General features: G+C 63.9%; 7 protein-coding genes and 1 pseudogene. 4 read left to right on the plus strand and 4 right to left on the minus strand.

Going from position 1 to position 13,541, the window contains the following annotated elements; genetic code table 11:
* Window positions 1-3 precede the first annotated feature (3 nt).
* A pseudogene (locus RTQ83_RS13850) lies at window positions 4-969 on the minus strand (5-methyltetrahydropteroyltriglutamate--homocysteine S-methyltransferase); the annotation flags it as partial.
* 104 nt (window positions 970-1,073) lie between these two features.
* On the opposite strand from RTQ83_RS13850, the gene RTQ83_RS13855 reads away from it, so the two are divergent.
* A complete protein-coding gene (locus RTQ83_RS13855) occupies window positions 1,074-1,955 on the plus strand; it encodes a LysR family transcriptional regulator (RefSeq protein ID WP_312515554.1) in 882 nt (293 codons plus the stop codon).
* A gap of 16 nt (window positions 1,956-1,971) precedes the next feature.
* On the opposite strand, the gene RTQ83_RS13860 is transcribed toward RTQ83_RS13855, so the two are convergent.
* The 3 genes from RTQ83_RS13860 to RTQ83_RS13880 form a co-directional block, all read right to left on the minus strand.
* Complete coding sequence (locus RTQ83_RS13860) at window positions 1,972-2,598, minus strand: hypothetical protein (RefSeq protein WP_312515557.1); 627 nt, start codon at window positions 2,596-2,598, stop codon at window positions 1,972-1,974.
* Entirely contained in the window at window positions 2,595-7,772 is a 5,178-nt protein-coding gene (locus tag RTQ83_RS24300; RefSeq protein WP_409456112.1) for a glycosyltransferase, read from the minus strand. Before RTQ83_RS24300 ends, RTQ83_RS13860 begins: the two co-directional genes overlap by 4 nt.
* Before the next feature lie 181 nt (window positions 7,773-7,953).
* The gene (locus RTQ83_RS13880; RefSeq protein ID WP_312515560.1) at window positions 7,954-9,801 is read right to left on the minus strand and encodes a phosphoethanolamine transferase; all 1,848 of its coding nucleotides are present in this window, start codon (window positions 9,799-9,801) and stop codon (window positions 7,954-7,956) included.
* 378 nt (window positions 9,802-10,179) lie between these two features.
* On the opposite strand from RTQ83_RS13880, the gene rpsL reads away from it, so the two are divergent.
* From rpsL to fusA, 3 genes are all read left to right on the plus strand, one after another.
* On the plus strand, window positions 10,180-10,563 hold the full coding sequence (rpsL, locus tag RTQ83_RS13885) for a 30S ribosomal protein S12 (RefSeq protein WP_005663517.1): 384 nt from the start codon (window positions 10,180-10,182) through the stop codon (window positions 10,561-10,563).
* Between the two features lie 144 nt (window positions 10,564-10,707).
* Window positions 10,708-11,178: a 30S ribosomal protein S7 gene (gene rpsG, locus RTQ83_RS13890; protein WP_137172371.1), complete on the plus strand. Its 471-nt coding sequence runs from the start codon at window positions 10,708-10,710 to the stop codon at window positions 11,176-11,178.
* Between the two features lie 129 nt (window positions 11,179-11,307).
* Entirely contained in the window at window positions 11,308-13,413 is a 2,106-nt protein-coding gene (gene fusA / locus RTQ83_RS13895) for an elongation factor G (protein ID WP_312515572.1), read from the plus strand.
* Window positions 13,414-13,541 lie beyond the last annotated feature (128 nt).

Genomic DNA, 13,541 nt, shown 5'->3' on the forward strand with positions numbered 1-13,541 from the left:
CGCGCGCAGCGCGGCGTGGCGCCGATCGACCGCGGCGGCGTTTGCCACCAGCTCGAACTGCACCTGCGAGCGGCCGTGGTCCAGCGCATGCGCCAGGATGCGCAGTTCTTCCAGCTTTTGCAGGGCATATGCGAGCCACGGGCGTAGCGCCGGATCGGGTGCGTCATCGGCGTCCATGGCCGCATCCAGGTCCAGCGGCACGTGCTGCAGCTAGCACGATGGCGCGATCCACAGGCGGCTGCCGATGCGGCGCTGCACCGGTTCCAGCCAGGCCAGGGTGGCATGCAGGTCGGTCTTCCATATGTCGCTGCCGTCGATCACGCCCAGTGACAGTACCTTGTCCGGTCCGAGCGCGTCGAGCGCCGGGCCGACCTCGTCGCGCGCGTTGACCGCATCCAGGTGCAGGCCATCCACCGGCAGGCTGCAGGCCAGCGCCAGGTTGTCCCCCAGCCGCCCGAAGTAGGTCGCCAGCAGCAGCTTGACGCCGCTCCCGGCCAGCGCGTCGTAGGCCGCGGCACAGGCAGCGCGCCAAGGCGCATCGAGCCCGGTCGCCAGCACCGGCTCGTCGATCTGGACCCAGTCGAGGTCCTGGGCGGCGAGCCATGCCAGCAGCTGCGCGTACACCGGCAGCAGGCGTGGCAACAGGTCGAGGCGCTCGCTGCCATCTCTCGATGTGCCCAGCCACAGGTAGGTCAGCGGGCCGATGATCACCGGTTTGAGTTCTGCTCCCGATGCGCGCGCCTGTGCCAGCTGGTCGCCCAGCAGGCGGGTGTCGAGCGTGAAGCGGGTGGCGGCATCGAAGACCGGGACGGTGTAGCGCTGGCTGGTCTTGAACCAGGCAGCCGATTCGGCGTCGGCCGCCGATGGCGGCAGGTTCCCGAGCGTGAAGCTCATGTCGAGTACCTGGTCGGAGAGCGGTTGCCGGCGCGCGCCGATGTTCGGAAAGCCGAGTTCGTGGGTGATGGTCATGCTGGTCATTCTGTTCATAACGGATGAACCGATGATAGACAGATTGACTCATGAATAAAATTGGTATGATTTCATCGATCCATTAATTCCATTCATGCTGATATATGCTCGAACGCATTCACCTGTCCATCATCCGCGAGGTCGACCGGCGCGGCTCGCTCACTGCCGCCGCCGACGTGCTGCACCTGACCCAGTCGGCGCTGAGCCACACGGTGCGGAAACTGGAGGCGCAACTGGGCACGCCGGTGTGGACGCGCGAGGGACGCAGCCTGCGCCTGACCCAGGCCGGCGAATACCTGCTCGACCTGGCCGAGCGCGTGCTGCCGCAGCTGGAACACGCCGAGCGCCTGATGCGCGAATTCGCCGGCGGCGAACGCGGCATGCTGCGCATCGGGATGGAATGCCATCCCTGCTACCAGTGGCTGTTGAAGGTGGTGGCGCCGTACCTGGCGGCGTGGCCCGAGGTCGATGTCGACGTCAAGCAGAAGTTCCAGTTCGGCGGCATGAAGGCGCTGTTCGCGTACGAGATCGATCTCCTGGTGACGCCCGATCCCGTGTTCAAGCCGGGGCTGCGCTTCGTGCCGGTGTTCGACTTCGAGCAGGTGCTGGTGGTGGGAAGCGGTCACCGGCTGGCGCGGAAGGAGAGGGCCGAGCCGGCCGATCTGTCGGATGAGGTCCTGATCACCTATCCGGTCGATATCGAGCGGCTCGACATTTATAACCAGTTTCTGCTGCCGGCCGGGTGCGCGCCGCGCGAGCGCAAGACCATCGAGACGACCGACATCATGCTGCAGATGGTGGCCAGCGGGCGCGGCGTGGCGGCCTTGCCGCGCTGGCTGGTGGACGAGTATGCGGGCAGGATGCCGGTGCTTCCGCTGCGCCTCGGCGACGGCGTGTTCAAGCAGATCTTCCTCGGCACGCGCGAAGCCGATGCCGGCACCGGCTATCTGGAAGCGTTCGTCGACATCGCACGCCGCACCGGGTAGCCGCTGCCCTCACGCCTTATGCGCCGGCTGGCGAATCCGCTGCCCGGATACCCGTATGGACCTTGTTATATTCAGGTAGCCAGCGCTGGAGCAATGCCATTGCCTGCTGCGCGCTGCCGGCGGCGAATACCTGATCGTCCGGAAGCGTCGGATAACGTATGCGCCGGTCGATGCGCCGGCCAGCCAGCAATTCGCTCGAGCCGCCACACTGTAAACCAATGACCAGCCGGCCATAAGTCCAGGCCAGCGCCATTTCCGACAACGTGCCGGCGCCGCCGCCGATAGCGATGACAGCTGCCGAATGCGCCACGATCGAATTCCTTGCGTGATCGAGGCCGGTGGGTATCGCGATGTCGACGAAAGGATTGGCCTGGCCGATATCCGATCCGGGCAGGATGCCGATGCCGGCCCCGTCGAACCAATTGGGTGAGCTACGCGCGCCCTTGTGCGCGGCCTCCATTACCCCGCCCATGCCGCCGGTGACCAGCCGGCAGCCGGCATCGACCAGCATGCGCCCGATCGACTGCGCCAATGCGCGCCGTGGATCGTCGGGCCCGAGGCGCGCATCGCCGACTACCGCGATGCAGGGCCGCATGGGACGCTTGCCGGTAGCGCTCATGGCAGCATTCATGGCGGCGCTCATGGCGTCTGTCCGCATGGTGCCACGTCGGCGTCGATACGCCGCAACGGTGTCCGTGCGATCAGTGCCGCGATCACCGCTTCCCTGCGCGCGATGGTGGCGCAATCGCGCACGCCGGCCGGTTCGTGCAGATATAGCGCTTGCCCGATCCAGCGTGGCGATACGGCCAGTTCGGCCATCGGCAGCATGAACGCCCAGTCGCTGGCAAGGTCGACATACTCGCCGTCGAGGCGCAGGTAGTCGTCGGGAATGGCATCGAACAGCGATTTCCTGAAGCTGCGCAGGTGCTGCCACACATTGCCGCCACGGTGCGCGCGCGGGCGTTCGAAACAGGCCGGGTAGTGTGCCCGCTTGTCGGTGCGGCACATCGATCCGACGGTCATGTCGGCGCCGCTGCGATATTCAGCATCGAGTACGTCGAGGACTTCGCTGCCGATCAGGCAATCGTCGGCGTCCAGCGTGATGATGGTGGAATCCGGCCGGCCGCAGTGGTGCCGGATCGCCTCCACCGTATTGGCCAGTAAGCCGCGCCGCTCGGCGTTGCCGATGAAGGTGATGCGCGGCGCGTGGATGGCGCATAGTTCGCGCTGTATCTCTGCCCAGGCCGGGTGCGAGGCGTCGTCGAACACGACCGCGCCCCAATCCGTGCGCCGTTGCCGCAGCACTGAGTCCAAGCAGCGCCGGAACCGTCCGGGTTCGACGTTGCGGCCGGAAATGACGAAGACGAACCGTTCGCGGCGCGCAGGAACGATCCACTCCCCGGTCGTGCCGAGCAAATCCACGGACCCGGCCTGGGCCGCAATGACGTCGCCGCTGCCGATTCGGTCAGCGATGCGGGACAGGGCGGTGCGATCAGCCTTGCGGTCGTTGGCCGGATGGATGAAGAAGGTACGGCGGTCGCCGCCGCGCAGGGAAGTGGCCCGCTCGTCCTTGATCGCCCCGTCCAGCGCCCGGTGCCAGGCCGGCATTGCCGCAAGCGGTGACGCTGGCGGCATCGTCAGGGGAAGCAGGGCGCGCAGGCGCTCCATGTGAAGCAGGCAAAAGCGGCTTTCGACGCGCCATGGGCCATGGTCGCCGCGCGCCGAATAAGGACGATCGTGGTCTTGGGCGATGTTGAAGGCGACGGTGACCGCCCGCTCGTCGCCGGCCAGTGCCTGCAGCATGTCTCGCAGGTAGTCGTGTCCGGCGTAGCGGCGCCCGACCATCACATCGAGATCGGCCTGCAGCAGATAAGGCGTGCGGCAAGCCTCGAATCCGGTGAAGACCGACGCCAGCGGCGCGCCGTTGGCGGCATGGGTCGCAGGATCGCTGCGACCCAGCCATGTGGCATTGAGCCGCGCGCATTCCCGGCCGCCGGCGGGCGCCTCGACCACCGTGTCGACCCAGCCTTGCGCCTGTAAGGCTGCCGCCTGCGAACGCAGCGCGGCGAGATCGCCGCTGGTGTACTGGCGCAGGAAGCCGTCGACCCTGGTGTCCAGGGTCAGGATGACCTGACGGAACGGCGTGGGCGCGGCCAGCTGACCTACCAGATGGCGTACCCGTTCGGCGAGCACGGCGGCCTCCATGGCGCACGCCTTGATCAACAGGGTGCAGGCGGGCGGATCGACAGGCCGCAATTCAAGAACCAGCAAATCGCTGACGCGCTCGAACCGGAACTGGTCGATCGCGCTGCGCTCCTCGCGCCGGACGATGTGGAATCCGGCCCGCTGCAGCGCCTTGCGCAGCACGCGCTCAGGACGGTGGAATTCGATCAGTTCGCGGCCGCTCTGCCGATGGCGCTTGGTCCATCGGAACGAGCTGTCCGGGTCGGCGCCCGACGGCGCATCCGGACGCGCCTCCGAGGTGGCGATGCGTGGCGCGTAGCCCGGATGGCACAGCGCCACCAGCACCCGGCCTTCGCGCTTCACGCTCAGGCGCAGTTGCGCCGCGACTTCGGCCAGCCCGGTGGGGTCGAGCAGGCACAGGACGCGGCGGCAGACGACCGTGTCGAACGGTCCGAGCGCCAGCGCGCTGTCGAAACAGGGGGCGAATTCCAGCGACGCCGACCCAAGGCCCGCGAGCCGTGCGTGCAGCGCCGGATCGGGATCGTAGGCGACCACACTGTGTCCCAGCGCGGCAAGGCGTTGGCTCAGCTCGGCCTTGCCGCATCCGAAATCCAGTATCCGCTGCGGCGGCGATGGCCGGACCATGTCCAGCACCGGATCATGCACGGCGACCTGCCCCGTGGCGTGGCGGAGCGCTTCCATGAAACAGTCGAATCCGGTCAGTTCCGGCAGCCGTTCATTCAGGCTGCTGGCGCGCAGCAGATCGGGCAGGTCGATGCGGTTCCAGAAGCGCCAGGACAGATAGGCTCTGCGGCACATCAGCTCGAACTGGCGCTCGAAATCGTCCAGCTCGGCCGCCAGCCGCAGATCGCCGCCGTAGTCGATCAGGCGTACCCGGGTACCGACCACCCTCAGGTTCTTGGGGTGAATGTTCCGGCACACCAGACCGTGCGCAAAGCAGTCGGCCATCAAATCGATCATGCCGGGGCCGTGACCGCCGGCGTAGGGCTGGCTTTCCTCGAACGGATACATCAGCATGCTGTCGAGGCCCGCCGTCACGAAACTGCCGATGCCATACAAGCCAGCGCCCGTGGGCCAGCGGTCCACCAGCGCGGCGAGCCGGCGGCGCGCATCTTGCGATGCTGCCGGCTTCCAGTAGTCGAGCACCTTGATCACCGATCGTTCGTCGGTCAGGACTACGCCTTCGGTGCCGTCGCCTAGCCAGCGCAGCGCTTCGCCACTATTGTCACCGCCGCTGCTCAGGCGCCGGACAGTGGCGATCGCATTGCAAATGCGCTGTGCGCGCAACTGATCTTGGATCAGCGTCGCGGACGCGATACGGCGCCGGTGGCTTGCAATCAATTCGGGCAAGTCGCGTTCGAATTGAACGACTTGCGCGGATCCGAGTTTGCACACCGCATCGGTCACGCGCTGCAGCATGGCGCCGTCGATACGTTCCAGAACTGCGTGCGCGAAGGCCTCCAGTGCCGGCGCGTGGCGTGCCAGGGTGTCCGAGGTGCGCGCCAGCGACAGCAGCTCGCCCGCCAAGCCGCGCGTGCGATGCACGGCCAGTCGGAAGGCGGCCAGACGTTCGTCCCTGAACTTTTCCGCGCGATCGCCCAGTCCCACGCCGGGATTGCCGGCATGATCCTGGAGCGCCGAAAACACGGCGAAACCGCGGATGTCATCGACCAGGCAACGTTCGTGCTCCCCGGCTGTGGCGCGTTGCGACTCGCGCGCGTGGTACACGCTCAGCGGGACGGACACGATCCTGCGTCGATAGCGGGTGCGCTGCACCAGCGCCCAGATCATGTCGGAACGGCGTGTGGCACGGCCGTCGATGTCGGGTACGGCGTTGGGCGCATCGCCCAGCGCCTCGGCATTGAAGACGAATGCGTTACCGCCCCGGTACAAATTGTCGCTGGCGGTGAACGCAGCCATGCAGGCGCCATCCAGCACCAGGGGCCGAAACAACTGTTGGCCATCCAGCATCCGGTCGAGGCTCGCGCACAGGCGGTCATAGGCCGCACCTGCAAGTTCGCCGGGGGAGGCCGGCTCGAGCAGGAACGGCGTCTCCAGGCGATCGGTCTCGCGATGCGACAGATCGTAATAAAAATCGCGCCGCCCAGCGCGAATCGCGGCGTTGTGCGCGCGCATGTCGGGAAGCACTGCCTCGGGCGGCAAACCGTCCAGCCAGCGCAGGCTCGCCAGCAAATCCACCATCTGCACACGCAGAGTCGACCATGCCGGCAGCGGCGCGGCGCCGGTGTAGTTGCCGATCGCGATATCCACACCCTGTTCGCGCAGGCGCGCCAGGTGCGGCAGTAGGGGCATTCGTCGCTGCTGCCGGACGCCATCGATCTCGACCAGAGGATCCAGGCGCATGTCGTCGTCGAGTATCCACGCCACCGCCCCACGCCGCGAGCGCATGAAGTGGTACAGATAGGTTTGCAGCGCGGTTCGGGCAGGGCCGATCGGCAAGCGTGCACTTGCCGATGGCGCTATTTCACCGGCCTGCATCGCCTGCAGCCTGGCTTCCCCGGTGATCAGGTGCACCCGCAGTCCGCGCGTGCGCCAGCGCTGCGCCGCGTCTTCCAAAATAGCCGCGGCGGGCTCGTCGGCCACGCTGTTTTCCAGGATGACCACATCCAGCCCCACCAGGTCCGGCGTGTCCTGCAGCGCCAGCAGATCCTGCATCAGGCCATCCAGCGCCCCGAGCCGCCGGCGATCGGTGATCAGCCCGACCACCAGATGGATATCGTTCGCTGCGTCCGGCAGTGGCAGCGCGGACGCTGCTGCCGGAGCGGCCGCTTGCGCGCTGCGGCCCGGCTGCCAGTTGAACAGGCGTGTCGCGCGCTCTTCGGCGGCGAGTACCTCGCTGGCGCTCATGTGCGGGCGATGCTTGGCGAAAAACGCATCCAGGCCCGCCAGGCGTGGCGCCGAACCGGCGCTGGACAAGCGCTCGCGGTCGCCGCACGCGAAGTGCATGGCAGTGACGGCGCCGGTGGCGGCGTAATCGAGCACGGACAGGCGCAACAGCCGGATCAGCAGATCGCGGTCGGTACAACTGGGCAGGGCTTCGTCGAACAGTCCCGCTGCCAGCAGGCGATCGAGGCGAACCACCATATTGGTGGGCTGAATGCCGGGATTGCCGACGTAGAATTGGCGCACATCGAGCTGCGCCGGCGGTCGTACCTCGCGCTCGGGGAGGCCGGTTTCGACCCGCATGAAACCCGCGGCAATCAGCGTGGCGCCGCCGTCGGCAGCATCGCAGCAGCTGGCCAGATGGCCGGGCAGCCAGGCATCGTCGTCATCGAGGAAGGCAACGAAGGTCTGGCGGGGATCGGCGGTGTGGCGTGCCAAGTGATCCAGGCCGGTATTCCAGGCGCCGGCGGCATTTTTCGTGCGTCGATTCCTCAATATCGATACCGGCAGATCCAGATCTTGCGCCGCCTGGCGGCTTCGATCGGCAGACGACACGTCTGCGGAATCGTCGACCAGGATCAATTCGTCACAGCGGCGAAGTTGTGACGCGATGGATGGGAGGGAGCGCGTAGCGAGGAGCGCCGGGCGATCTTTGGTAGCGACGAGCGCAACGACACGATACGCCGTCGTGGGGTGGGCATTGAACATATAACTCCAGGATGTGGATGTTAAAAAAGGCGACATCGCCATCGCGCTGTAGAGATATGCAAGGCATAAGACGATCCGGGGAGTGCTCCATCCGAGCATCCACCGGGGTCAAGCCTTGCCATCTGGGAGGCACGATGGCTGTTGGCAGTGTAGCGGCTTTTTGCAACCAGGAGTTGCAAATTTAACCGCGCGGCAGCGGTTTGCCGCGCGAGATCACCTCGCGGCAGTCGCCTTTGATATACGAGTCGTCGTAGTCGGTCCAGCCATAGCTGTCCACATAGCGCTTGTGGCGCTTGAACCGGCTGCTGACGAAGCTGCGCTCCAGCGTCTCGCCCGGATAGCGCACGTCGGCCATGTCGAGCAGGGTGTGGAACATGTTCTCGGTCGAGAGCTTGGCCTTGCGGTGGCGCTGCAGCTGATCCACCTTGGCCGGGAAGCGTTCGCGGTAGCTGTCCGAATACCAGACGAAGGCCGGCACGTGGAATTCGAACTGCGTATTGTGGCCGTGGAAGGCGATCTTGCACGACTTGTCGTACAGGGTCTGTCCATGGTCGGCCACATACAGAAGCGACGAGCTCAAACCGGATTCCTTGAGTACCCCGATCACGTTCGACAGGAACCAGTCGGTGTACAGGATCGCGCTGTCGAAGCTGTTGCTGATCTGCGGCTTCAAAGCGCCATTGGTGTAGTCCGGCTTGTCCATGCCATGCAGCGACGGCAGCCAACGGTCGAACTCCTTCGGATAGCGGTGCGCGTAGTTCCAGTGGCTGCCGAGCGTGTGCAGCACCACCAGGACCTTCTGCGACGGGTCGTGCACCGCGCGCCGCAGCGGTTCGAGCAATTGGGCGTCGTAGCTGGCGCCGTCGCTGAAGCCGCCCAGGTTCAAGAACTCGACTTCGTCGGCTTCTTGCGCGAACACCGAGACCGGCGTGTCGAACTTGCCGAACGAGACCTGGTTCGACAGCCAGAAGGTTTTATAGCCGGCCTCCTTGAACGCCGACAGGAACGATTTCTCGGAGAAGCCATCCTTCAGGCTCTGCGTCGCGGGTTTGCGCGAAATGATGACCGGCACCGACAGCCGCGTGGCCGACACCGGCGTGATCACGTCATCCAGCATCACCAGGTTGTTCTCCTGCGCCAGCAGCGGATTGGTGTCGCGGCCGTAGCCGTTCAGACTCCAGCGGTCGTAGCGCGACGATTCGCCCAGCACCATCACCACGACTTGCGGCGCGTCCTTGTCGCCGGCTTGATAGGCGCCGAAACGGAACGCGGCGCTGCGCCGGTTCAGTTCCGCCAGATAGATCCGCTCGCGATAGAAGTCGACGCCGCGCATGGCAAGGCCGAAGGGCCAGGACTGGGCCAGTAAACGCAGGTCGACTGGCGGCTGCATCCAGTATGGCAGCGGGGGCAGGGCAGAAGGAGCGGGCGCCGGTGGCACGACCGCGGCTGGCGCGGACGCGGAAGCCTGCGCTTTCACCAGATGAACCCTGGCGCCGCCTTTGGCCGCAGTGGGTGCGGCACCCGGCTCCGGCTCCAGGCCGAAGCGCTGACTATATAGGAGCAGCGCCGCGCACGCCCCCAGCACCGCCAGCACCACCCAGCGTGAGCGGTCGTTCCAATCCAGCTCACGGCTGCGGATCGCCGCCACCCAGCTGCTGCCCCACCAGCCCTGCACCGCGGCCAGCGCACCGCCCAAGAGCCACACCGAACTGCCCAGGAATTCGCCGGCCTCGCTGGGACTGGTCTCGGCAATGATGCCCAGGTGGTGGGTCGAGATCCCCTGGCCGTAATACGCCAGCAGGTACAGCTCGAGCGGCAGCGCCAGGAAGGCCGGCAGCAGCAGCACGTGGAAGTACGCGGGCCGCTTGAACAGCGCCCACACCGCGATCCAGGCGAACACCCCGATGCCGGCCACGCGCCACGGCTGGTCGAGCGGCTCGCCAAGCAGCGGCGCGGCGAACGGCATCGCCGACAGCAGCGCATAAGTCAGCAGCAGATACCAGGTGGCGGGACGCAGGGAGGGACGCATGGGGAAACGGGCTGGATCGGCAGGCAAAGTCGGCTATTATGCCGCCTTTATCTGTAGAAATACTGTCGGGCAAGCACAAGCTTGGCAAGCCAGCCAGAAGTGCTTGTCGCGGTCATGCCACATTTGCCACGGTTTACCAGTCCGCCGGCCAATCGGGGATTGGCGGAGCGGCAAATCGTTTGACCCATCGTCACATTACGTCTATACTCGCGAGTTCTCGATTTATTCTGCACATCGTATACGCATTCGCAGCTGCTCCATGTAGAGCGGCTTTCGTCGCCTCGGTTGTCAGTCTCAACGGGACTAGGTTTTAGTCCCCGGGCCACAGGTTTGCCGGTCCGGGTCGTCAATGAGTAGTACTTTGTTGGATTAGGAACGATGCCAACCATCAATCAACTGATTCGCAAGCCGCGTGAAGCTGCGGTTGTGAAGAGCAAGTCGCCGGCACTGGAAAACTGCCCGCAAAAGCGCGGCGTGTGCACCCGTGTGTACACCACCACGCCGAAGAAGCCGAACTCGGCACTTCGTAAAGTCGCCAAAGTGCGTCTGACCAACGGTTTCGAAGTCATTTCGTACATCGGCGGTGAAGGCCACAACCTGCAAGAACACAGTGTCGTGCTGCTGCGCGGCGGCCGTGTGAAAGACTTGCCGGGTGTGCGTTACCACATGGTCCGCGGTGCACTGGATACCCAGGGCGTGAAAGACCGTAAGCAAGCTCGCTCGAAGTACGGTGCGAAGCGTGCCAAGGCCGCGAAGAAGTAATTCTTCAAGCCGATGCAGCGTGTCACCGACACGTCACATTAATTAGATAAGTTGAGCCGGCCGTAAGGCCGAGTAAGTGAAGGGTCATGAGGGCCTTTCGCGAGTGTGAAATCCGCACTCAACTGAAGACAGGAAGGAATTGAAATGCCACGTCGTCGTGAAGTACCCAAGCGCGAGATCCTGCCGGATCCAAAATTCGGCAACACCGATGTCGCCAAATTCGTCAACGTTCTGATGCTGTCCGGCAAGAAGTCGGTTGCAGAAAACATCATCTACGGTGCATTCGAACACATTCAATCCAAGTCGGGCAAAGACCCGCTGGAAGTGTTCACGACCGCGATCAACAACGCCAAGCCGCTGGTTGAGGTTAAATCCCGCCGTGTCGGTGGCGCCAACTACCAGGTGCCAGTGGAAGTTCGTCCGGTTCGTCGTATGGCGCTGTCCATGCGTTGGTTGCGCGAAGCCGCAAACAAGCGCAGCGAAAAATCCATGCCGCAACGTCTGGGTGGTGAACTGCTGGAAGCGGCTGAAGGCCGCGGCGGCGCGATGAAGCGTCGTGACGAAGTGCACCGCATGGCAGAAGCGAACAAGGCGTTCTCGCACTTCCGCTTCTAAGCATAAGGACTTGGGTTGGCGCTTAGTGCCCCAACCTATGGTCCCCGCAGTATCTGTTGTTCAGGCCGGGCTCATTTTGATCATCAAGATGATGCTCGGTTTTGTCCATTCAAAGATTTAGGAAAAATTATGGCACGCAAGACCCCCATCGAGCGCTACCGCAATATCGGTATTTCGGCTCACATCGATGCTGGTAAAACCACCACCACCGAACGCGTCCTGTTCTACACGGGCGTCAACCACAAGATCGGCGAAGTGCACGATGGCGCGGCGACGATGGACTGGATGGAGCAAGAGCAAGAGCGCGGCATTACCATTACCTCGGCAGCGACGACCTGCTTCTGGAGCGGTATGGCCAACAACTTCGCCCCGCACCACATCAACATCATCGACACCCCGGGCCACGTTGACTTCACCATTGAAGTCGAACGCTCGATGCGCGTGCTCGACGGCGCCTGCATGGTTTACTGCGCAGTCGGCGGCGTGCAGCCACAGTCGGAAACCGTGTGGCGTCAGGCTAACAAGTACAAAGTTCCACGTCTGGCCTTCGTCAACAAGATGGACCGTACCGGCGCGAACTTCTTCAAGGTCTACGAGCAGATGCGCGCTCGCCTGAAGGCGAACCCGATCCCTCTGCAGATCCCGATCGGCGCGGAAGAGAACTTCCTGGGCGTGGTCGACCTGGTCAAGATGAAAGCGATCATCTGGGACGACGCTTCGCAAGGCATGAAGTTCGACTACCGCGACATCCCTGCGGAACTGGTCGATCAAGCCAACGAATGGCGCGAAAAGCTGGTCGAGACCGCTGCTGAAGCCAGCGAAGAGCTGATGAACAAGTACCTGGAAGAAGGCGACCTGTCGGAACAAGACATCAAGACCGCCCTGCGCCAGCGTACCATCGCATCGGAAATCGTCCCGATGATGTGCGGCACCGCGTTCAAGAACAAGGGCGTGCAAGCCATGCTCGACGCCGTGATCGAATACCTGCCATCGCCAATCGACATCCCGCCAGTCGCGGGTACCGATGAAGATGACCAGCCGACCACCCGTAAAGCGGACGACAACGAGAAGTTCTCGGCGCTGGCATTCAAGATCATGACCGACCCGTTCGTCGGCCAGCTGATCTTCTTCCGCGTCTACTCGGGCATGATCAATTCGGGCGACACCGTCTACAACCCGGTCAAGGGCAAGAAGGAACGTCTGGGTCGTATTCTGCAGATGCACGCGAACCAGCGCGAAGAAATCAAGGAAGTCCGCGCCGGCGACATCGCCGCTGCAGTCGGCCTGAAAGAAGCGACCACTGGCGAAACCCTGTGCGATCCTTCGGCTGTCATCACCCTGGAAAAGATGGTGTTCCCGGAGCCGGTCATTCAGCAGGCTGTCGAGCCGAAGACCAAGGCCGACCAGGAAAAAATGGGCCTGGCGCTGAACCGCCTGGCACAGGAAGATCCGTCGTTCCGCGTGCGTACCGACGAAGAATCGGGCCAGACCATCATCGGTGGTATGGGCGAGCTGCACCTGGAAATTATCGTTGACCGCATGAAGCGTGAGTTCAACGTGGAAGCAACCGTCGGCAAGCCACAGGTTGCATACCGCGAAACCATCCGCAAGGCAGTCACCGACGTCGAAGGCAAGTTCGTCAAGCAGTCGGGCGGTCGTGGTCAGTACGGTCACGCAGTCCTGTCGATCGAGCCGCAAGAACCAGGTAAAGGCTTCGAGTTCATCGACGCGATCAAGGGCGGTGTGGTTCCACGCGAATACATCCCTGCAGTCGAAAAAGGTGTGCGCGAAACCCTGACCACCGGCGTGCTGGCTGGTTACCCAGTGGTTGACGTCAAAGTCACCCTGACCTTCGGTTCGTACCACGACGTCGACTCGAACGAAAACGCGTTCCGCATGGCGGGCTCGATGGCGTTCAAGGACGGCTGCCGTAAAGCATCGCCGGTCATCCTGGAACCAATGATGGCCGTGGAAGTGGAAACTCCGGAAGACTACGCCGGCTCGGTGATGGGTGACCTGTCGTCGCGTCGCGGTATGGTGCAAGGCATGGACGAAATCCCAGGCGGCGGCGGCAAGATCATCAAAGCCGAAGTGCCACTGTCGGAAATGTTCGGTTACTCGACCTCGCTGCGTTCGGCGACCCAGGGCCGCGCGACCTACACGATGGAATTCAAGCACTATTCGGAAGCTCCGAAGCACGTGATTGACGCCATCGTCACCGCGAAGTCCAAGTAATACATAATGGGGGGATGGGACGTCCTGTCCCCCCAGGTAAAACACAATATATCGTTTCTCTTAAAGGAATTTGGAAATGGCAAAAGGTAAATTCGAACGGACCAAGCCGCACGTCAACGTCGGCACCA

The sequence above is a fragment of the Massilia sp. genome, from assembly GCF_031995545.1.
Classification (GTDB): Bacteria; Pseudomonadota; Gammaproteobacteria; order Burkholderiales; family Burkholderiaceae_D; genus Telluria.